Origin of the sequence: Ornithinimicrobium pulveris (assembly GCF_050261105.1) — a bacterium.
Taxonomy (GTDB): domain Bacteria; phylum Actinomycetota; class Actinomycetes; order Actinomycetales; family Dermatophilaceae; genus Ornithinicoccus.
The window spans coordinates 712,070-732,569 of the sequence record NZ_CP189837.1 but is presented as its reverse complement, the minus strand read 5'-3'; the positions used below and the strand labels follow the sequence as shown (position 1 = coordinate 732,569).

The 20,500-nt window shown below is 70.2% G+C and carries 17 protein-coding genes; 9 read left to right on the top strand and 8 right to left on the bottom strand.

What is annotated here, in order from left to right:
- Positions 1 to 73: 73 nt before the first annotated feature.
- From ACQBAT_RS03370 to ACQBAT_RS03355, 4 genes are read left to right on the top strand one after another with little or no spacing between them, the layout of a single operon-like run.
- Entirely contained in the window at positions 74 to 4,030 is a 3,957-nt protein-coding gene (locus ACQBAT_RS03370) for a multifunctional oxoglutarate decarboxylase/oxoglutarate dehydrogenase thiamine pyrophosphate-binding subunit/dihydrolipoyllysine-residue succinyltransferase subunit (protein WP_420746866.1), read from the top strand.
- Positions 4,031 to 4,052: 22 nt separating this feature from the next.
- Entirely contained in the window at positions 4,053 to 5,114 is a 1,062-nt protein-coding gene (locus ACQBAT_RS03365; protein ID WP_420746867.1) for a GNAT family N-acetyltransferase, read from the top strand.
- A 9-nt stretch (positions 5,115 to 5,123) separates the two neighbouring features.
- Positions 5,124 to 5,300, top strand: coding sequence for a DUF6104 family protein (locus ACQBAT_RS03360; RefSeq protein ID WP_420746868.1), 177 nt, complete (start codon positions 5,124 to 5,126; stop codon positions 5,298 to 5,300).
- 23 nt (positions 5,301 to 5,323) lie between these two features.
- Entirely contained in the window at positions 5,324 to 6,004 is a 681-nt protein-coding gene (locus ACQBAT_RS03355) for a GDSL-type esterase/lipase family protein (protein ID WP_420746971.1), read from the top strand.
- A 12-nt stretch (positions 6,005 to 6,016) separates the two neighbouring features.
- Here ACQBAT_RS03355 and pheA read toward each other — a convergent pair whose 3' ends face one another.
- Both pheA and ACQBAT_RS03345 read right to left on the bottom strand, forming a co-directional pair.
- Positions 6,017 to 6,934 carry a prephenate dehydratase gene (gene pheA, locus ACQBAT_RS03350; RefSeq protein ID WP_420746869.1) on the bottom strand — a complete coding sequence of 306 codons (918 nt, stop codon included), beginning with the start codon at positions 6,932 to 6,934 and terminating at the stop codon, positions 6,017 to 6,019.
- A 22-nt stretch (positions 6,935 to 6,956) separates the two neighbouring features.
- A complete protein-coding gene (locus ACQBAT_RS03345; RefSeq protein WP_420746870.1) occupies positions 6,957 to 8,465 on the bottom strand; it encodes a sugar transferase in 1,509 nt (502 codons plus the stop codon).
- 235 nt (positions 8,466 to 8,700) lie between these two features.
- On the opposite strand from ACQBAT_RS03345, the gene ACQBAT_RS03340 reads away from it, so the two are divergent.
- On the top strand, positions 8,701 to 10,167 hold the full coding sequence (locus tag ACQBAT_RS03340) for a polysaccharide biosynthesis tyrosine autokinase (protein ID WP_420746871.1): 1,467 nt from the start codon (positions 8,701 to 8,703) through the stop codon (positions 10,165 to 10,167).
- Positions 10,168 to 10,228: 61 nt separating this feature from the next.
- Here ACQBAT_RS03340 and ACQBAT_RS03335 read toward each other — a convergent pair whose 3' ends face one another.
- The 4 genes from ACQBAT_RS03335 to ACQBAT_RS03320 are packed head-to-tail and all read right to left on the bottom strand — an operon-like array spanning position 10,229 to position 13,678.
- Complete coding sequence (locus ACQBAT_RS03335; RefSeq protein ID WP_420746872.1) at positions 10,229 to 10,840, bottom strand: low molecular weight phosphatase family protein; 612 nt, start codon at positions 10,838 to 10,840, stop codon at positions 10,229 to 10,231.
- A complete protein-coding gene (gene tsaE / locus ACQBAT_RS03330) occupies positions 10,837 to 11,349 on the bottom strand; it encodes a tRNA (adenosine(37)-N6)-threonylcarbamoyltransferase complex ATPase subunit type 1 TsaE (RefSeq protein WP_420746873.1) in 513 nt (170 codons plus the stop codon). The genes ACQBAT_RS03335 and tsaE overlap by 4 nt, the downstream gene beginning before the upstream one ends.
- Positions 11,346 to 12,566, bottom strand: a complete 1,221-nt coding sequence (alr, locus tag ACQBAT_RS03325; RefSeq protein WP_420746874.1) for an alanine racemase — start codon at positions 12,564 to 12,566, stop codon at positions 11,346 to 11,348. Before alr ends, tsaE begins: the two co-directional genes overlap by 4 nt.
- Positions 12,563 to 13,678, bottom strand: a complete 1,116-nt coding sequence (locus ACQBAT_RS03320; RefSeq protein WP_420746875.1) for a 3-isopropylmalate dehydrogenase — start codon at positions 13,676 to 13,678, stop codon at positions 12,563 to 12,565. Before ACQBAT_RS03320 ends, alr begins: the two co-directional genes overlap by 4 nt.
- Before the next feature lie 92 nt (positions 13,679 to 13,770).
- On the opposite strand from ACQBAT_RS03320, the gene leuC reads away from it, so the two are divergent.
- The 3 genes from leuC to leuA all read left to right on the top strand — a co-directional run bounded on the left by leuC (position 13,771) and on the right by leuA (position 17,790).
- Positions 13,771 to 15,192, top strand: a complete 1,422-nt coding sequence (leuC, locus tag ACQBAT_RS03315) for a 3-isopropylmalate dehydratase large subunit (protein ID WP_420746876.1) — start codon at positions 13,771 to 13,773, stop codon at positions 15,190 to 15,192.
- Positions 15,192 to 15,791 (top strand): 3-isopropylmalate dehydratase small subunit, encoded by a 600-nt coding sequence (gene leuD, locus ACQBAT_RS03310; protein ID WP_420746877.1) that lies wholly within the window; start codon positions 15,192 to 15,194, stop codon positions 15,789 to 15,791. The genes leuC and leuD overlap by 1 nt, the downstream gene beginning before the upstream one ends.
- A 247-nt stretch (positions 15,792 to 16,038) precedes the next feature.
- On the top strand, positions 16,039 to 17,790 hold the full coding sequence (gene leuA, locus ACQBAT_RS03305; RefSeq protein WP_420746972.1) for a 2-isopropylmalate synthase: 1,752 nt from the start codon (positions 16,039 to 16,041) through the stop codon (positions 17,788 to 17,790).
- Between the two features lie 18 nt (positions 17,791 to 17,808).
- On the opposite strand, the gene ACQBAT_RS03300 is transcribed toward leuA, so the two are convergent.
- Together ACQBAT_RS03300 and ACQBAT_RS03295 are read right to left on the bottom strand one after the other, a co-directional pair.
- A complete protein-coding gene (locus ACQBAT_RS03300) occupies positions 17,809 to 18,267 on the bottom strand; it encodes a VOC family protein (RefSeq protein WP_420746878.1) in 459 nt (152 codons plus the stop codon).
- 9 nt (positions 18,268 to 18,276) lie between these two features.
- Positions 18,277 to 19,296, bottom strand: coding sequence for a GlxA family transcriptional regulator (locus ACQBAT_RS03295; protein WP_420746879.1), 1,020 nt, complete (start codon positions 19,294 to 19,296; stop codon positions 18,277 to 18,279).
- Here ACQBAT_RS03295 and ACQBAT_RS03290 point away from each other — a divergent pair.
- On the top strand, positions 19,253 to 20,497 hold the full coding sequence (locus ACQBAT_RS03290; RefSeq protein WP_420746880.1) for an MFS transporter: 1,245 nt from the start codon (positions 19,253 to 19,255) through the stop codon (positions 20,495 to 20,497). The two genes, ACQBAT_RS03295 and ACQBAT_RS03290, sit on opposite strands and share 44 nt — an antisense overlap.
- The last annotated feature ends 3 nt before the right edge of the window (positions 20,498 to 20,500 follow it).

The window sequence follows — 20,500 nt, the reverse complement described above, 5'->3', positions numbered from 1 at the left end:
CTGTGGGTGTGGGTGTGTGCATCGAGGCACACCCGGATGCCAGCCCCCGGACGTGAGATGAGGCACCAGGCCAGTGGCCAACCCCCCGAGCACCGAGAAGACCCTCGCTGATTTCGGAGCCAACGAGTGGCTCGTGGAGGAGATGAGGGAGCGTTTCGACGAGGACCCCGGGTCGGTAGCGCCTGCCTGGCGTGACTATTTCGACGGGAACGGGAGCTCCGAGGGGGCGGCGCGATCCAACGGCTCGCCCTCGATGTCCGGCAGCGCCGGCGCTGAGAGCCCGGCCTCCAACGCCGGCTCCTCGGGTGATGACCGCCCGACCAGTGGCGATCGCCCCGACCCGGCACCGCACGCCGCCCCGGCTCCGCCACGGTCCACCGCCAAGGTTGCGCCAGCGCCTCCGCGCAAGCCCGCGTCCACGGAGTCGGGCTCGAAGAACTCGAAGCAGGCCCCCGCGAAGGACTCTCCCAAGGACTCGGGGGCGAAGTCCACCGACGCGAAGCCCGCAGACTCCAAGCCCGCGGACCCCAAGGGAGAGTCGAAGAGCTCACGCTCCAGTGATGCTGACTCCGGGTCCTCCGGCAGCGAGAAGGAGAACGGCCCGGTCTCCCGGGACGCTCCCCCGGTCAAGCGTTCGGGACCGCAGAGCGAGGTCACCACGACCCCGCTGCGCGGTGCCGTCGCACGGGTGGTTACCAATATGGAGTCCAGCCTCGAGGTGCCGACCGCCACGAGCGCCCGCAACCTGCCGGCCAAGCTGCTCATCGACAACCGCACGGTGATCAACAACCACCTGGCCCGCAGCCGAGGTGGCAAGGTCTCTTTCACGCATGTCATCGGCTACGCCATGGTGCAGGCGATCAAGGCGATGCCGGCGATGAACAACGGCTTCACCACCGAGAACGGCAAGCCCACCCTGGTGCAGCCGGCCCACATCAACCTGGGGCTGGCCATCGACGTGCCCAAGCCCGACGGGACCCGACAGCTCCTCGTGCCCTCGATCAAGGGTGCCGAGGAGATGAGTTTCTACGACTTCTGGACGGCCTATGAGGCGCTGGTCCGCAAGGCCCGTGACGGCGCGCTGACCGTCGAGGACTTCCAGGGCACCACGATCAGCCTGACCAACCCGGGCGGCATCGGCACCCTGCACTCGGTGCCCCGTCTGATGAAGGGTCAGGGCGCCATCATCGGCGTCGGTTCCCTGGACTACCCGGCCGAGTGGCAGGGCGCGTCGTTGGAGCGCATCACCGCCAACGCGGTGAGCAAGATCCTGACCCTGACCTCGACCTACGACCACCGGATCATCCAGGGCGCCCAGTCCGGGGAGTTCCTGCGGATCATGCACGAGCTGCTGCTGGGGTCCGACGGCTTCTACGACAAGATCTTCACCTCGCTGAGGATCCCCTACGAGCCCATCCGGTGGGCGCCGGACATCGCGGCCACCCACGACGACGACATCTCCAAGGCCAGCCGGATCCAGGAACTGATCCACGCCTACCGGGTGCGCGGTCACCTGATGGCCGACACCGACCCGCTGGAGTACGTCCAGCGCCGTCACCCCGACCTGACGATCGAGAACCATGGCCTGACCCTGTGGGACCTGGACCGCGAGGTGCCCACCGGCGGCTTCGGCGGCAAGCCCCGCCTCACGCTGCGCAAGATCCTGGGCATCCTGCGGGACTCCTACTGCCGGACCGTCGGCGTGGAGTACATGCACATCCAGGAGCCGGCCGAGCGCACCTGGTTCCAGGACAAGATCGAGGTCCCCTTCGAGAAGCCCGCCCCGGCCGAGCAGTTGCGGATCCTGCGCCGACTCAACGCCGCGGAGGCCTTCGAGACCTTCCTGCAGACCAAGTTCGTGGGGCAGAAGCGCTTCAGCCTCGAAGGCGGCGAGTCCGTCATCGCGCTGCTCGACAAGGTCCTCAACCGCGCTGCTGACGACGGTGTCGACGAGGTCACGATCGGGATGCCGCACCGGGGCCGCCTCAACGTGCTCGCCAACCTGGCGGGCAAGTCCTACGGACAGATCTTCCGCGAGTTCGAGGGCAAGCAGGCTCCCGGCTCCGTGCAGGGTTCGGGCGATGTGAAGTACCACCTCGGCACCGAGGGTGAGTTCGTCACCGAGCAGGGCCGAGCGACCAAGGTCTACCTCGCCGCCAACCCCAGCCACCTCGAGGCCGTCAACCCGGTCCTGGAGGGCATCACCCGCGCCAAGCAGGACAGGCTCGACAACGACTCTGGTGACGGCAGCGCCCCGGTCATGCCGGTGCTCCTGCACGGTGACGCCGCCTTCGCCGGTCAGGGCGTCGTCCTGGAGACGCTGCAGATGTCGCAGCTGCCGGGCTACCGCACCGGCGGCACCCTGCACGTGGTCATCAACAACCAGGTGGGCTTCACCACCGCCCCGCACGACTCCCGCTCCTCGGTCTACTGCACCGATGTGGCCCGCACCGTGCAGGCGCCCATCTTCCACGTCAACGGAGATGACCCGGAGGCCGTGGTCAGGGTGGCCGAGCTGGCCTACGAATACCGCCAGACGTTCCACAAGGACGTCGTCATCGACATGATCTGCTACCGGCGCCGAGGCCACAACGAGGGTGACGACCCCTCGATGACCCAGCCGCTGATGTACGACCTGATCGAGGCCAAGCGGTCGGTGCGAAAGCTCTACACCGAGTCCCTCATCGGTCGTGGTGACATCACGGTCGACGAGGCCGAGGAGGCCCTGCGCGACTACCAGAAGCAGCTTGAGCAGGTCTTCACCGAGACCAAGAAAGCGCTCAAGGGTGAGGGCGATGGCACCTCCGGCCTGGAGCGCCCCCAGGCGCAGGCCGAGGGCGACATGGCCACCAAGCAGCGTCCCACAGCGATCAGCACGGAGTTGCTGGAGAAGATCGGCGATGCCTTCGCCGACGTGCCGGACGGCTTCACCGTGCACCCCAAGTTGGCCAAGTTGCTCACCAGCCGCCAGGGGATGACCCGCGAGGGCGGCATCGACTGGGGCATGGCCGAGCTGTTGGCCTTCGGCTCGCTGCTCGTCGAGGACACCCCGGTCCGCCTCACCGGTCAGGACTCGCGACGGGGCACCTTCGTGCAGCGCCACGCAGTCCTCACCGACTATGAGACGGCAGCGAGCTGGACCCCGCTGCACCACCTCGCCGAGGACCAGGCGACCTTCCAGGTCTTCGACTCGCTGCTCTCCGAGTACGCCGTGATGGGCTTCGAGTACGGCTACTCGGTCGAGCGGCCCGACACTCTCGTCCTCTGGGAGGCCCAGTTCGGCGACTTCGCCAACGGCGCCCAGACGATCGTGGATGAATTCATCTCCTCCTCCGAGCAGAAGTGGGACCAGCGCTCCAGCGTCGTGCTCCTGCTCCCGCACGGGTACGAGGGCCAGGGCCCGGACCACTCCTCGGCACGTATCGAGCGCTACCTGCAACTGTGCGCCGAGGAGAACATGGTGGTGGCCTACCCGTCGACGCCGGCCTCCTACTTCCATCTGCTGCGTCGTCAGGCGACCGCTCGTCCGCGCACCCCGCTGGTGGTCTTTACCCCCAAGGCGATGCTGCGGCTGAAGGCGGCCGCCAGCGCGGCCGAGGACTTCACCAGCGGCACCTTCGAGCCGGTGCTGCCGGACCGGGCGGAGTTGGACAAGAAGGCCGTGGACAGGGTGCTCCTCGCCTCGAGCAAGTTGGTCTACGACCTGGAGGATGAGCGCAGCCGCCGGGAGGACGAGCGGACCGCCATCGTGCGAGTCGAGCAGCTCTACCCGCTGCCGGGTGCCCAGTTGCAGGAGATCCTCAAGGGCTACCCCAACGCCGAGCTGGTCTGGGTCCAGAACGAACCGCAGAACCAGGGTGCCTGGCCGTTCATGGCTCTCAACCTTCCCGAGGAGCTCGCGCGACACGGGGAGGAGCGGGAACTGCGGGTCGTCTGCCGTCCCGCATCCGCCTCCCCCGCCACCGGATCGACCAAGGTGCACGCCATCGAGCAGGAGGCCCTTCTGCGGGCCGCCTTCGACCGGCGCTGACCTCGGCACCTATCCTGGAGCGATGACGCGCACCGGAGCGGAATCAGTACCCCACCTTCCGACCGGCATGGAGGCCTATCCTCCGCGCACCGAGGACCTGGACGATCTGGTCCGCTTGTTGCGTCGGCACGAGAAGGAAGCGCGCGGCTGGCCCGGCGCTGACAGTCTCACCGTTGCCGCCGAGGTGACCGGCCGCGGTGCCAGCACACACCTGCACGAGGTGGTGCGGGACGAGGAGGGTCGGGCGGTCGCGTGGATCAACTGTCATGACCGCGCTGCCGGTCGGGTCCTGGTCGGCATGACCGTTGACCCCGACCTGCCCGACGAGATCGCCGACCCACTGGCGGCCTACGGTTTCGCCCGTGTTGAGCAGCTCGGCCAAGAGGTCATGCAGCGTCGGGGCCTCACCTCGACCCAGCTGGACTCGGGGGCCTTCGCCGACGACCCTCGGCAGCAGCGCTGGCTCACCGAGGCTGGCTACGAGCACGTGCGCGAGTGGTGGCAGATGGTCCGCCCTGTCGACCCCCAGGTCGATGATGTCGAGCCCGAACTCAAGGAGGGCGTCCAGATCCACCGCGTCCGTCGTGACGACGGCGTCGGGATGCCGGACGAGGAGGACCTGCGCGCGGTGCACCTCGTGCTCGAGGAGTCCTTCGCCGACCACTTCAACTCCTACCGGGAGACCTTCGCCGAGTTCGTCAGTCGACTGCGGGAGGACCCGGGGCACCGCTGGGACCACTGGTGGCTGGCGACCGTCGACGGTGAGCCGGCGGGTGCGCTCGTGGCGACCATTGCCCCGGGACGGGTGGATGAGGACGGACGGGCACGACCCGATACCTCCTACGTCGAGTACATCGGTGTCCACCGACGGGCACGGGGCCGCGGGGTGGCCAAGGGGCTGCTGCGCACGGTGATCAGCGATGCCGCCGCCCGCGGCCGGGCCTCGGTCGGGCTGGAGGTCGACGCGGACTCCCCGACCGGAGCCGACCAGCTGTACACCTCGCTGGGCTGGCGGACCACGTACGTGACCCAGTCCTGGCACCGCCGCCTGAGCCTGACGGCATCCGACGAGTCCTCGGGATAGCCTGCCAGCGTGTACTACACCGACCGAGGGATCGAGGAGCTCGCCACCCGGCGAGGCGAGGACGAGGTCACCCTGGAGTGGCTCGCCGACCAGTTGCGCACCTTCGTCGACCTGCATCCCGAGTTCGAGGTCCCCGTCGACCGGCTCGCCACCTGGCTGGCCCGCGACGACGACGATGACGAGTGAGCCCGACAGGAGGCGACCAGCACGTGAGCACCGATGAGCAGAGCAGCGGGTCGGGGACCGAGGTCCCCGACCTGCAGTACACCCCCAGCGCCCACTTCCAGGTGGCCGAGGACGGCCCCCGGGACATCGGCCTGTGCTTCGTCGGTGACGGTTTTGTGGCGGGCTACGGTGACCCCCGCGCGCTGGGCTGGGTCTCACGGGTCGTCGGCCGCAGCCAGCTGGGCGATGCCAGCCTGAGCTCCTACAACCTCGGTGTGCGGGGCGCCAGCTCCGCCGAGGTGATGACGAGCTGGCGCACCGAATGCCCGCCGAGGTGGGCCGGCCGTCCCGAGCGCCGCCTGGTGGTGGGCGTGGGCGCCGAAGACGTCGCTCAGGGTCTGACGACCGCCCGCTCCCGGCTGAACCTGGCCAACATCCTGGACGAAGCCAGCTCGACCGGGATCTCCACCTTCGTGGTCGGCCCGACACCCACCCTGGACGGCGAGGTCAACGAGCGGACCCGGATCCTGGCCGATGCCCAGGCCGATGTCTGCGCCCGCCGGGGTGTTCCCTTCGTCGACTGCTTCACCCCGTTGGCCGCTCACGAGCAGTGGCAGTCGGACCTGGCTGCAGGCGACACCGTCCACCCGGGCCAGGCTGGCTACGGCCTGGTCGCCTGGCTGGTGCTCAACGGCGGCTGGCAGCCCTGGCTGCAGGTCGGCTGAGCCGAGCCACGCTCAGCCGAGGTCGTCCACCCACCGGTGAGCTTCGGCATACACCTGGGCCTCGGCGTGCTCGGGGATCGTCGCCGTGCGACGGTCGGCCCGCGGATAGCTGCCCAGGAAGCGCACCTCGCGACAGGTCCGCCGCAGCCCCACGAGCGCCTCGCGCAGGCGCGGCTCGGTGAGGTGGGCGTCCGCGTCGATCCAGAAGCAGTACTCACCCAGTCCCTCGCCGGTGGGGCGCGACTCGAGCCGGGAGAGGTCGATGCCGCGGACCGCGAACTGCTCGAGCAGTTCGAGGAGCGCGCCGGGGCGGTTGGCCCAGATGTGGGCGACGAGCGTCGTCCGGTCCGCGCCAGTCGGCTCCGGCACCGATGACCTGTCCTGCCCCAGGACCACGAACCGGGTCACCGCTCCCTCGCGGTCGGCGATCCCGGCGACCAGCTCGACCAGACCGTAGGCCTCCGCCGCGCCCGCGGCAGCGACGGCCGCGTCGTAGCGCCCTTCGGCGACGGCCTGAGCCGCCCGCGCGGTCGAGCTCTCCGGGACCACCTCGGCCGTCGGGAGGTGGCTGCGGATCCAGTCGCGGGTCTGCGCGGCCGCGTGCGGGTGGGTGGCGATGACCTGGATGCTCTCGCGCGGGGTGCCCGGCCGGACGAGCAGGCTGAACTGGACCGGGACCAGGACCTCCCCGGTGATCCGGACGCCGTCTCCCTCGAGGAGAGCCTGCAGGGTGGCGGGGACCGAGCCCTCGACGGAGTTCTCGAAGGGCACGACGGCAGCCTGTGCTGCGCCGGACTGGAGGTCGGCCACCGCGTGCCCGACCGAGGCGACGGGTCGGTGTTCGTAGACGCCGTCCGCGTCCCACTGGATCACGGCCTGCTCGGTGAAGGTGCCGACAGGACCGAGGTAGGCGACGCGGGAGCTGCTCACAGGCGCAGACTACCCGCGCCGGTCAGTAGGCCCCCGAGGACTTCGGGCGCAGGACGACCAGCACCGTGCGCCACAGGATCATCAGGTCCAGGACCGGGTTCCAGTTCTCGACGTAGTAGAGATCGAGGCGGACGGCTTCCTCCCAGGAGAGGTCGCTGCGGCCGCTGATCTGCCACAGGCCGGTCATGCCCGGCTTGACGAGGAGGCGCCGACGGGTGAAGTCCTCATACTCCGCGACCTCGCGCGGAAGGGGCGGGCGCGGGCCCACCAAACTCATCTCGCCCCGCAGCACGTTGATCAGCTGGGGCAACTCGTCGAGGGAGTAGCGGCGGATGACGCCACCGATCTTGGTGACGCGCGGGTCCTGGCGCATCTTGAACATGGGCCCGCCCGCCTCGTTGGCGGCGATTAACTCCGGGAGCCGCTTCTCAGCGTCCACCACCATCGAGCGGAACTTGAGCATCCGGAAACTCTTGCCGTCACGCCCGACGCGCTCCTGCCGGAAGAGCACCGTGCCTCCGTCCTCGAGCTTGGCCGCTGCGGCGACGGCCAGCAGCACGGGCGCGAACACGAGCAGCGCGACGAGGGCACCGGCCCGGTCCATGACGTTCTTGATGATCAGTTGGGGCCCGGCAAAGGTCGGGGCCTCGACGTGGATGAGCGGAAGTCCCTGGACGGGGCGGGTGAGCACGCGGGGACCAGCGACGTCCATGATCCCCGGCGCGACGACGAGGTCGATGTCTGTCTCCTCCAGGGCCCAACCGAGCTGCCGCAGGCCCTTGGTGCCCAGCCCGGCCGAGGAGGACACCGCGACCACGTCGACGTCGAGCTCGACCGCGCTCAGCAGAACGTCGCGCTCCGGCCCCAGGACGGGGACGCCGGCGACCTGGCCGCTGTGGGTGCCGTCGACGCACGCGCCGAGAACGTTGTAGCCGGCATCAGGGGCACGACCCAGGGCGACCACAAGGGCCGCCACGTGCTCACGGTCCCCCACGAGCAGCACCCGGTCGGAGAGCTTGCCCTGCCGGCGCTGACGGACGAGCCACTGACGGGCGAGCCAGCGCCCGAGCAGCAGCAGAACGGTGCCCAGCGGGAAGGCGAGCAGCACGAAGCCGCGGGCGAAGTCGAGCTTGAAGGCGAAGGCGGTAATGGCCAGGATGGCGAACAGCCAGGTGGAAGCCTGGAAGACCTGCCGGTACTCCTGCACACCGTGGCCGACGAGCCGGCCGTCGTAGGCGTTCTGCAGGTGCAGCGCCACGAGCCAGCCGAGACCGAGCGCGCCCGCGACCCCCGCGTAACTCACGTCGGAGAAGTAGAGGGCGTTCAGCTGCTCCTCGGTGACACCGAAGCGCAGCACGTGGGCCAGCACGAGGGCCAGGGCCACGGCGCCGAGGTCGAGGAGCCGAACCGTCCGCAGGTAGCCCCGCAGGTAGAGGCGGGCCCGGTAACCGCGGCGGCGGGTCTGTGGGAGCGGGCCACGCTCGGATCGTTCGGGGACGTTGATGAGCGGGACGACACCCCTGTTCGTCACCGGCCTCGTCATCTCGGGGGCATGCACGGTGCGTTCCCGCGGCGCCTCTACAGATGTCGTCACGGACACTCCACCTGCCCTTCTTGCTCCTGTCCCTGGCCTCGTCACGGTCGAGGTGGCACAAGATTCCTGGAGATAGTTAACCAGTCAGTACTCTTCCCGTCCACACCAGTCGACCCACGCCAGCCGACGCCTGGCTGCGGAGAACCTGCCATCTGCCGGTTAGGGTGGCGGAGTGGACGTCCAGGACCTGCTCCGGCTGATCCGCCGGCACTGGCGGATGCTCGTGCTGACGACCCTGCTGGGGATCGCGGCCGCCGCCATCTACACGATGCAGCAACCGGCGGTCTTCGCCTCGACGGCGAGCGGCTTCGTCCGCGCACCCATCGACCAGGCGAACCCCGGCTTGGGGCAGGTGAGCGACAACCTCGCCAAGTCCCGCGCCCAGACCTATGTGCGCATCGCCGAATCGGCGGGCACCGCCCAACGGGTGATCGACGAACTCGGGCTGGACACCTCGGCAGCCGCCCTGGCCGGACAGGTCACCGTGACCCAACCGACCGACACGGTCTACATCACCGTGACCGCACGATCAGCCACTCCCCAGGACGCCCAGGCCATCGCCAACAGCTGGGTCCGGGCGACCGCTGAGGAAGTCGCCTTCATCGAGACCGGTCAGGAGGGCGGGACCGCCCCGCTGACGGTCATCCCCGTTGAGCAGGCCGCGCTGAGCAGCACGCCCGTCAGCCCAGACCCTCAGCGCAACATCCTGATCGGCGGCGCCATCGGACTGGTGCTGGGGGCCATCGCCTCCTTGCTGCGCAACCAGATCGACCGCCGGCTGCGGAGCAAGGCCGAGATCGAGCGACGCTTCGGTCTGCCGGTGATCGGCTCCATCCCCCGCACCGGCCGCCTGGACGCACCACGCGACTCCTTCGTCGAACTGGTCACCGAGGCCCGCAACCCGAGCCGGGCGCAGCAGGAGGTGGCGGAGTCCTTCCGCAAGCTGCGCACCAACCTGCAGTTCCTCGACGTCGACGACCCGCCACGCATCGTCGTCGTGTCCTCCCCCTTCCCCGGGGACGGCAAGTCCACCATCGCCGCGAACCTCGCCGCCACCATCGCGCTGGGAGGGCAGCCGGTCATGCTGGTGGAGGGCGACCTGCGTCGACCCACCGTGGCGGACAAGTTCGGACTCGTCGAGGGTGGTGGTCTCACCGACCTCCTCATCGGTCGTGCCGACGTGGAGGACGTGGTGCAGACCACCCCACGGCACCCCGGGCTGGGCATCATCGCGGCCGGCTCCATCCCGCCCAACCCCAGCGAGATCCTCGGCTCACGGGCCATGGGCAAGTTGCTGCAGGACCTGGCCCAGGATCACGTGGTCATCGTCGACGCTCCCCCGCTCCTGCCGGTGACCGACGCCGCCCTGCTGGCGACGAACGCCGACGGGGTCGTCGTCTGCGTCTCGGCCGGACGGACCCTGGACACCGACCTCGAGGACGCCCTCGGGGCCCTCCAACGAGTTCGCGGCAAGGCCCTCGGCGTGATCATCAACCGGGTCCCGCAGTCCGCGGGAGAGAGAGGCCACTACGGCGGTTACTACGGGACGTACTACACGAACAACCGGAAGCAGAAGGGCTTCAAGGGTCGGGGCAGACAGCGCTTCAGCAGCGAACGAGCGAGCGCCCGCGCCCGCTGAGCACACGGCATACGGGGCTGTGCGTCCTGAGCTGACCACACGGGTGCGCGGGCCAACCCGGTCAGCGCGCCGGGCCCACCAGCCCTCGAAGCAGGCCGGGCAGCGCAGCCTCCACCTGTCCGCGGAGCTCGCGGTAGACCTCGTCGGGCTGGCGGAACGGGTCGGTGAGATCGAGGTCCTCGGGGGTGGCGGGCAGATGTGCCCCCCGCAGCCGGTTGCCCAACTCGGCCACCTCGGTCAGCCGCTCGAGCGGATCGTCGGCCGTCGGCAGTTCTTGCTCGGGCACGGCGGCGAGCGCAAGACCCAGCTCACGGACCGTGAACGAGCGGCGCATCGCACGCGGGTGGAGCCGAACCACGCTGGCGCGGTGATCGCGGGTGGCGGTCAGCACCAACTGCGCGCCGGCCACGATCGGCTCGGTGATGGCGCGTGCGGTGAACCCCTCGTCGTCCCCGCCCAGCTGGGCGAGGAGCTCCGCGGAGCGCTCGTCCATCGCCGAGCCCACGAGGGCGCCGGTGCCGGCCGAACTGACTGGCACCAACCCCGCGCCGTAACGCTGGTCCAGGGCCGCCTGCAGAAGTCGTTCGACCATCGGGGAGCGACAGACATTACCCGTGCAGACGACGAGGATGCCGCGGGCCTGCGGGCGGGCGGTGCTCGTGGTGACAGTCATGTCAGCTCAGCCGGGAGAGTGAACCCCTGCCAGCGCGGACCGGACCCGGTGATACGCGCGGTGCGGCCCTGCCGGTCGTCGTCTTCGCTGCCCGAGCGATGCAGCTCGACCTCGAGGCGGCTGTCGGCCAACTGCTCGGCGAGGCCATGCCCCCACTCCACCACCGTGACCGCCTCCTCCAGGGTGGCGTCGAGGTCGAGATCGTCCAACTCTGCGCCGCCGCCGAGCCGGTAGGCGTCGACGTGCACGAGGTCCGGGCCGCCGATCTGCGAGGGGTGGACGCGCGCGATGACGTAGGTGGGCGAGGTGATCGGCCCGCGGACTCCGAGCCCTTCCGCGAGGCCCTGGGTCAGGGTCGTCTTGCCCGCGCCGAGGTCGCCGGTGAGGACGACGAGGTCTCCGGCACGCAGGAGCCCTCCGAGCCTGGCGCCGAGGGATCGGGTGGCCTCAGCGGTCTCCAGGTCGAGGTGGACCGGCGTCTGGGGGGTGCCGTCGGCGCCCTCGCTCATGCCAACTCCTCGGCGAGCGCACCGACGTAGTGCCTGGGCACGCGAGGGCCGAAGCGGGTGACGATCTCGTAGCTGATGGTGCCCGCGGCCTCGGCCCACTCCTGGGCGGTGGGCTCGCCTTCCTCGCCCGGGCCGAACAGGACGACCTCGTCACCGACCGCGACCGGGTCATCGCCCACGTCGACGACGAACTGGTCCATGCAGACGCGGCCCGAGACGTGGCGGCGGGCACCGGCGACCAGGACCGGCCCGGCGTTCGAGGCGTGCCGGGGGACGCCATCGGCATAGCCGAGCGGGATGTCGACGAAGGTGGACTCGTGATCCACGGCATAGGTGTGCCCGTAGCTGACTCCCTGGCCGGCGGGCAGGCGCTTGACCACCGCCACGTCCGCGCTGACCCGCATCGCGGGACGCAGACCGAAGTCCGCGGCCGAGCCCACGTCCGGGACCGGCGAGAGCCCGTAGACGCTGAGCCCGGGCCGGACCATGTCCCAGGTCGCCTCCGGCGAGGTGAGGGTGGCGGCCGAGTTGCTGAGGTGACGCACCTCAGGCTCCAGACCGGCCCGCTCCGCCAGGGCCACCGCCTCGGCGAAGGTCGCCTGCTGCGCGCGGACGGTCGGGTGACCGGGGGCGTCCGCGTAGGCGAAGTGGCTGAAGATCCCCTTGACCCGGAGCACGCCCTCGGCACTCAGCCGGACGGCGAGCGCGACCAGGTCGTTCCAGTCGGTGCCCTGGTCTCGCGAGGGGAGTGGCAGGGCGCTCGCCCCGTTGCGGCCCAGGCCGGTGTCGACCTTGAGCTGGGTGACGGCCACGGTGCCCGTGGCGCGCGCGGCCTCGGCGAGGGCCTGCAGGGTCCAGGGGGTGGATGCCGCCACCTCGATGTCCTGCTCCACCAAGGGGGCGAGGTCCATGCCGGGCGCGACCAGCCAGGTGAGCACCGGGTCGGTGACTCCGGCCCGTCGCAGGGCGACTGCTTCGGTGGCCTGTGCCACCCCCAGGGAGCAGGCTCCGCCCGCGAGTGCGGCGCGAGCGCTGGGCACCAGTCCGTGCCCGTAGGCATCGGCCTTCACCACGGCCATCAGCGCCGCTCCCCCGACGTGCTCGCGGAGCACCCCGACGTTGTGCGCGATGGCATCCAGGTCGATGGTGACGCGGGCCGGCCACAGACGAGGGGCGGCGAGCACGCCTGCGACGGCGGGGTCGCCGGACAGGCTCACCGGCTCACCACCTGTGCGAGTTGGCTCATCAGGCTGTGCTGGACCGGCGCAACCTCGGGGTCTCCGACAGCGCTGGCGATGCGCTCGCCGAGCTCAGCGGTCGAGGCCCCCATGTCGGGACCGGCGAGGGTCGGTAGGCCCGCCAGCACGGCTGCGGTGGCCGACTCGACGGCGGCTGCCGCCTCGCCCTGGCCCAGATGACCGAGCAACATCGCCAGCGACAGGCAAGCGCCAGCCGGGTTGGCCCAGCCGCGACCGGCGATGTCGGGAGCAGAGCCGTGGATCGGCTCGAACATGCTGGTGCCGGTGCCCTGGATATTGAGGTTGCCGCTCGCTGCCACGCCCAGCCCGCCCTGGAGCACGGCACCGAGGTCGGTGACGATGTCACCGAAGAGGTTGTCGGTGACCACCACGTCGAAGCGCTCGGGGCTGACCGGCAGGTGCATGCACATGGCGTCCACGTGCACGTAGTCAGTCTCCACGTCGGGATAGCGCGACCCGACCTCCTCCACCACCGAGGACCAAAGCCGGCCCGCCTCCACCAGCACATTGGTCTTGTGGCACAGCGTCAGCCGACCGCGCCGGACCGACGCGAGCCGGTAGGCGAAGTCCACGGCGCGTTCCACGGCATACCAGGTATTGACCGACTCCTGGACCGCCGTCCACGCCGGTGTCCCGCGGTGGACCGAGCTGCCCTGTGCGACGTAGGCACCCTCGGTGTTCTCCCGCACGATGACCAGATCGCACCGGTCCGGGGTGAGCCCGGAGATCGGCGTGGGCACCCCCGGGTAGAGCCGTACCGGGCGCAGGTTGATCGCCTGCTGCATCGCACCGCGCAGCGCCAGGATGATCCCCCGCTCGAGCACCCCGGGGGTCACAGTGGGGCTGCCGATCGCGCCGAAAAGGATGGCGTCGTGAGTCTTGAGGTCGGCGACCACCTCGTCGGTGAGCAGTTCGCCCGTGCTCAGGTAGTGCTCAGCGCCCAACGGGACCTGGGTGCGGTCGGTGGTGAAGCCGAACTGCTTCTCCGCAGCATCGAGCACGGTCAGAGCGGCGTCGGTGACCTCCGGGCCAACCCCGTCCCCGGGCAGGACAGCGAGGGAGTAACGCATGATGAGGACCTCCGTGACGTTGCGTCAACGAGCGAGCACTACAGTGTCTGCATTCTGACGCACGATCCGCCGCACGGAGGAAGGGGTCCGCGATGGCAGCCCTGACGATGGCCGAGAAATTGTGGGCGCAGCATGTCGTCCGCTCCGCCGACGGCGAGCCCGACCTGCTCTACATCGACCTGCACCTCGTCCACGAGGTGACCAGCCCGCAGGCCTTCGACGGGCTGCGGATGGCGGGACGGCCGGTCCGGCGACCCGATCTCACCGTGGCCACCGAGGACCACAACGTCCCCACCACGCTCGGCCCGGTGACCGACCTCACCTCACGCACTCAGCTGGAGGCGCTCAAGGCCAACTGCGCGGAGTTCGGGATCGTGCACCACGAGCGTGGCCGTCGTGGCCAGGGCATCGTGCACGTCATCGGACCAGAACTGGGCCTGACCCAACCCGGGATGACGATCGTCTGCGGGGACTCCCACACCTCCACCCACGGTGCCTTCGGCGCCCTGGCCTTCGGCATCGGCACCTCCGAGGTCGAGCACGTGCTGGCCACGCAGACGCTGCCGCTCAAGCCCTTCCGCACGATGGCCATCACGGTGGAGGGCGAGCTGCCCGAGGGGGTAGGCGCCAAGGACATCATCCTCGCCGTGATCAACCGGATCGGCACGGGCGGCGGGCAGGGCTATGTGCTCGAGTACCGCGGCTCGGCCATCCGGGCGCTCTCGATGGAGGGGCGGATGACGATCTGCAATATGTCCATCGAGGCCGGGGCACGTGCCGGGATGGTCGCGCCGGACGAGACCACCTTCGCCTATCTCCGCGGGCGGCCGCACGCCCCGCAGGGCGCGGACTGGGACGCCGCGGTCGCCGCGTGGCGCGAGCTGCCCACCGATGAGGACGCGGTCTTCGACGCCGAGGTCATCATCGACGCGAGCACCCTCTCGCCCTATGTCACGTGGGGCACCAACCCCGCTCAGTCGGTCCAGCTCGGCGAGGCCGTGCCCGATCCCGAGGACCTGGGCGAGGACGACGCGAAGGACGCCGCCCGACGCGCGCTCGACTACATGGGCCTGGAGGCCGGCACCCCGATGCGCGAGATCGCCGTCGACACCGTCTTCCTGGGCTCGTGCACCAACGGTCGAATCGAGGATCTGCGGCTGGCCGCGGACGTGCTGCGTGACCGTCGGGTCGCCGATGGAGTCACGCTGCTGGTCGTCCCCGGCTCCCACGCCGTGCGACTGCAGGCCGAGGAGGAAGGGCTGGACACGGTCTTCCTCGAGGCCGGAGGCGAGTGGCGCCTCGCAGGGTGCTCGATGTGCCTGGGCATGAACCCCGACCAGCTGGCCCCCGAGCAGCGGTGCGCCTCCACCTCCAACCGCAACTTCGAGGGACGCCAGGGAGCGCGCGGGCGCACCCACCTGGTCTCCCCCGCTGTCGCCGCCGCCACCGCGGTGCGCGGCACCCTCTCCTCCCCCGCCGACCTCTCCCCCGTCTCGCAGGAGGCCCTGGTCTGATGGACGCCTTCACCACCCACACCGGCGTCGGCGTCCCGCTGCGCCGCTCGAACGTGGACACCGACCAGATCATCCCCGCGCACTACCTCAAGCGCGTCTCCCGCACCGGCTTCGAGGACGGGCTCTTCGCGCGCTGGCGGGAGGATGCGGACTTCGTGCTCAACCAGCCGTCCTATGCGGCTGGGTCGGTCCTGGTGGCGGGCCCTGACTTCGGGACCGGGTCCAGCCGGGAACACGCCGTCTGGGCGCTGCAGCAGTACGGCTTCCGCGCGGTGCTCTCCAGCAAGTTCGCCGACATCTTCCGCGGCAACTCCGGCAAGGGCGGGCTGCTGGCTGCCCAGCTGGACCAGGGCGACATCGAGTTGCTCTGGAAGCAGCTGGAGGCTGAGCCCGGCACCGAGATCACCGTCGACCTGCCTGCTCGCACCGTCACCTGTGGTGATGTGGTCGCCCCCTTCCAGATCGACGACTACGTCGCCTGGCGCTTGGAGAACGGCCTGGACGACATCTCCCTCACCCTCCAGCACGAGGCCGACATCGACCGGTATGAGGACGCTCGCCCGAGCTGGAAACCGGTCGTCACCGCCGCGGTCGAGTAGGTCAACCGCCCTCCCCGCCCCGCCGGGACCGCGACCTGCCGACCAGCCGCGTCGACGAGACTGGGCGGGGTTCTTGACCCGTCGTCAAGCGTGCGGCTAGAGTCGGCAGCGATGACTCACCTGCTTCTCCTCGGCTGCCGCAGCGAGACCTCCTAGGTCCGGCCCTCGCTGCGGAGTCCCGCGTGCACGCGGACCGACGATCCTGCCGAGCGAGAAGAGCCAGACCAGCATGAGCATCACCACCCCCATGACCACCCAGCCCGACGCGGACTCCGTGTCCGCCCAGCGCAACCCCCAGCAGCCGAGCGGCATGCCGGTGACCCGTTACACGGCATACCCGGCGGTGGATCTGCCGGACCGCACCTGGCCGAGCAAGCAGATCACCCAGGCGCCCCGGTGGTGCGCGGTCGACCTGCGCGACGGCAACCAGGCGCTCATCGACCCGATGACCCCCGAACGCAAGCGGCGGATGTTCGAGCTCCTGGTGCGCATGGGCTACAAGGAGATCGAGGTCGGCTTCCCCTCGGCCAGCCAGACCGACTTCGACTTCGTCCGGATGCTGATCGAGGAGGACCTGATCCCGGGCGACGTGGTGATCCAGGTCCTGACGCAGGCGCGCGAGCACCTGATCGAGCGCACCTACGAGGCGATCGCCGGGTGCAAGCAGGCCATCGTGCACCTCTACAACTCGACCTCCACCCTGCAGCGCCGGGTGGTCTTCCGCGCCTCCGAGGACGAGATCGTCGACATCGCCGTGCGCGGCGCCCGCGCCTGCAAGAAGTACGAGGAGCAGCTGGCCGCGACCCACCCCGAGACCGAGATCTTCTACGAGTACTCCCCCGAGTCCTACACCGGGACCGAGCTGGAGTTCGCCGCCCGCGTGTGCAATGCGGTGATGGAGGTCTTCGTCCCGACCGCCGAGACGCCGGTGATCATCAACCTGCCGGCGACCGTGGAGATGGCCACGCCCAATGTGTATGCCGATTCCATCGAGTGGATGAGCCGCCACCTGCACCACCGCGAGCACGTGATCCTCTCGCTGCACCCGCACAACGACCGCGGCACCGGCGTAGCCGCCGCCGAGCTGGGTTATCTGGCCGGGGCGGACCGGATCGAGGGCTGCCTGTTCGGCAACGGCGAGCGCACCGGCAATGTCTGCCTGGTCACGCTGGGGATGAACCTGTTCAGCCAGGGCGTGGACCCGCAGATCGACTTCTCCGACATGGACGAGATCCGGCGCACGGTCGAGCACTGCAACCAGCTGCCGGTCGCCGAGCGGCACCCCTACGGCGGTGACCTGGTCTTCACCGCCTTCTCCGGGAGCCACCAGGACGCGATCAAGAAGGGCCTGGAGGCGATGGAGAGCGATGCTGCCGCCGCCGGCGCAGACGTCGACGACTTCCGCTGGGAGGTCCCCTACCTGCCCGTCGACCCCAAGGACATCGGCCGCTCCTACGAGGCGGTCATCCGGGTGAACAGCCAGTCCGGCAAGGGCGGCGTGGCCTACGTGATGAAGACCGAGCGCAAGCTGGACCTGCCGCGCCGGCTGCAGATCGAGTTCAGCGGCGCGGTGCAGCGGCACACCGACTCGGCCGGTGGCGAGATGACGCCGGACCAGATCTGGTCGGCCTTCCAGCACGAGTACCTCGAGCAGACCGGCCCGGTCGTCCTGCACGACTTCACCACCACCCACGACACCGAGGATCGCGTGCACCTGGAGGCACGGGTCGAGATCGACGGTGTGCCGCACGACATCAGCGCCGTCGGCAACGGACCGATCGATGCCTTCGTGGGCGGGCTGGGCGAGCTGGGGGTGGATGTGCGAGTCCTGGACTACGCCGAGCACGCGTTGTCCGCCGGCGAGGATGCGTATGCCGCGGCCTATGTCGAGTGCGCGACCGCCGGTGAGGTGCGCTGGGGCGTGGGCATCCACCCCAACACCGGTCGGGCGGCCCTGCACGCCGTGTGCAGCGCCCTCAACCGGCCGAGCGCCGACTAGAGCATGCCGCAACCCGGCTCAGCCGCGCCCGTCACCCAGGTGCGTCGAGCCGTCCTCCGACACCGCCCAGTAGGGGTTGTAGGCGACCTCCCACACGTGGCCGTCCGGGTCGGTGAAGACGCCGGAGTAGCCGCCCCAGTAGCGATTGCCCGAGGCGCGCAGGATGGTGGCGCCGGCGTCCTCGGCCTGCACCATCACCTCGTCGACATCCGCGGCGCTGGACACGTTATAGCCCAGGTTGATGCCGCCCCAGCCGTCACCACTGCCCGGGGTGTCGTCGTCCTCGTCGGCCAGGTCGATCCCGGTGTCGACCCCGAGCGCGGCGCGGTCCCACAGCGCGAGGACCATGCCGCCGGCCTGGAAGAAGACGATGTGCTCCGGCGAGGGGCCGGGCTCCCAGCCGAGCGCGACGTAGAAGTCGCGGGCCCGGTCGAGGTCGTTGACACCCAGGGTGATGAGGGACAGACGCTGTTCCATGCTCCGACCCTATCCGTCCCCCACCGCGACCGGGCGCGGACCCCGGAAGGTGCGCCGGTAGGCCGCCGGCGAGGTGGCCAGCACCGCCCGCATCCGGTGCCGCAGGTTGGCCGCCGTGCCCAGCCCGGCCTCGTCGGCGATCCGGTCCACCGTCCACGAGGTCTGCTCGAGCAGCTCCAGCGCCCGCTGCAGGCGCACCTGCTGCAACCACTGGAGCGGCGACATACCCGTCTCGTCCCGGAACCGGCGGGTGAAGGTGCGCTCGCTCATCCGGGCGTGCCGTGCCATCGCGGGCACCGAGGGCACCGTGCGCAGGTCGGTGCGCAGCCACTCCCGGGTGGCCGAGGTGGACTGCTCGGGCTCCTGGGGCAGGGCGTGCCGGATGAACTGCGCCTGCCCACCCTCGCGCCAGGGCGGGACCACCGCGCTGCGCGCCACCCGGGCCGCCACCTCGGCCCCGTGGTCGGCGCGGATGATGTGCAGGCACAGGTCGACCCCGGCCGAGAGCCCCGCCGAGGTGAGGATCTGCCCGTGGTCGACGAAGAGCACGTCCGGGTCCACCACCACCTGAGGATGCAGCTCGGCGAGTGAGTCCGCGTGCTCCCAATGGGTCGTCACCCGCAACCCGTCGAGTACGCCCGCGGCGGCGAGCACGAAGGCTCCCGTGCAGATCGAGACCAGCCGCGCGTCCGGGCGGATCGTCGCCCAGGCCGCCGCCAGGTCCGTCGGCAACTCCCCACCCCGCACCACCGGGTGGTAGGTGCCGGGGACGACGACCGTGTCCGCCTCCGCCAAGGCCTCGGGCCCGTGGTGGGGAGCCACGGCATACCCGCGGGCCGTCTCCACCGGACCGCCGTCCAGCGAGCACACCCGGACGTCGTAGTAGGACTCGCCGCTGGCGTCCCGGGCGGAGACGAACAACTGCGGCGCGATCGACATGTCGTAGCCCACCAGCGGCGGCAGGCAGAGCACCGCCACGACGTGCTTGCGGACGCCGGCCGGCGCCAGCTCGGTCCCCGGCGTCCTCATCGACCCGCTCCACCAGGAGTTCGGCTGGTCGCACGGGACGATCGGCTCCGCGGTCTCGATCAACCTGCTGCTCTTCGGCCTATTCTCCCCGTTCGCGGCGGCGCTGATGGATCGCTTCGGGATTCGGCGGGTGCTCGTGGTCGCGCTGGTCTTCCTGGCGACCGGCAGCAGCCTGACGGTCTTCATGACCCACCCGTGGCAGCTCTGGTTGCTGTGGGGGGTGATGGTCGGCATCGGCGCGGGGTCGATCTCGATGGCCTTCGTCGCGACCCTGGTCGGCCGGTGGTTCGTCGAGAAGCGGGGCCTGGTCACCGGCATCCTCACGGCGGCGGGAGCGACCGGCCAGCTGGTCTTCCTGCCGCTGGTCGCCCACCTCGCCACGCACTACGGCTGGCGGGTGCCCGCGCTCCTGGTCGGAGCGACCACGCTCGCGATGGTGCCGCTCGCCTGGCTCGCGATCCGCGACCACCCGCACAAGCTCGGCCTGGAGGCGTATGGCGCCACCCCCGCGAACCCGACCCCGCCGGAGCCGCGGGGCGAGGGCAATGCGGCCGCGGTCGCCCTGGGATCGTTGCGCGAGGCGGCCCGCACCCGTACATTCTGGCTGCTGGCGGGCGGTTTCGCGATCTGCGGCGCCTCGACCAACGGGTTGGTCGGGACCCACTTCGTCCCGGCCGCCCACGATCACGGGATGCCGCTCACCCTGGCCGCGAGCCTGCTGGCGTTGATCGGCCTGGTCGACATCGTCGGCACGATCGGCAGCGGCTGGCTGACCGACCGGGTGGACCCGCGCTATCTGCTGCTCGGCTATTACTTCCTGCGGGGGCTCTCGCTGATGATCCTGCCCTCGCTGCTCGCGCCGAACGTGCAGCCGAGCATGTGGGTCTTCATCATCTTCTACGGCCTGGACTGGATCGCGACGGTGCCGCCGACGGTCAAGCTGTGCCAGGACCGCTTCGGCACCTCCGGCGCGATCGTCTTCGGCTGGGTCTTCGCCTCCCACCAGTTCGGCGCGGCGATCGCCGCCACCGGGGCGGGCATCATCCGCGATGTGCAGGGCAGCTACAACCTGGCGTGGTACATCGCCGGCGGGCTGTGCATCATCGCCGCCGCCCTGTCGATCATGATCCGCCCCAACCCCGTCCCCGAGCCTGAGCTGGTCCCCGAGGAGGAGCCCGAGCCGGACCCGGTCAGCATGTGATCC

Excerpts from the sequence above, each read along its gene's own strand:
- leuA (WP_420746972.1), top strand. The coding sequence starts at position 16,039 with ATGACCACCCAGCCCGACGCGGACTCCGTGTCCGCCCAGCGCAACCCC.
- ACQBAT_RS03300 (WP_420746878.1), bottom strand. The coding sequence starts at position 18,267 with ATGGAACAGCGTCTGTCCCTCATCACCCTGGGTGTCAACGACCTCGAC.
- leuD (WP_420746877.1), top strand. The coding sequence starts at position 15,192 with ATGGACGCCTTCACCACCCACACCGGCGTCGGCGTCCCGCTGCGCCGC.
- ACQBAT_RS03320 (WP_420746875.1), bottom strand. The coding sequence starts at position 13,678 with ATGCGTTACTCCCTCGCTGTCCTGCCCGGGGACGGGGTTGGCCCGGAG.
- tsaE (WP_420746873.1), bottom strand. The coding sequence starts at position 11,349 with ATGAGCGAGGGCGCCGACGGCACCCCCCAGACGCCGGTCCACCTCGAC.
- ACQBAT_RS03365 (WP_420746867.1), top strand. The coding sequence starts at position 4,053 with ATGACGCGCACCGGAGCGGAATCAGTACCCCACCTTCCGACCGGCATG.
- ACQBAT_RS03335 (WP_420746872.1), bottom strand. The coding sequence starts at position 10,840 with ATGACTGTCACCACGAGCACCGCCCGCCCGCAGGCCCGCGGCATCCTC.
- ACQBAT_RS03295 (WP_420746879.1), bottom strand. The coding sequence starts at position 19,296 with ATGAGGACGCCGGGGACCGAGCTGGCGCCGGCCGGCGTCCGCAAGCAC.
- leuC (WP_420746876.1), top strand. The coding sequence starts at position 13,771 with ATGGCAGCCCTGACGATGGCCGAGAAATTGTGGGCGCAGCATGTCGTC.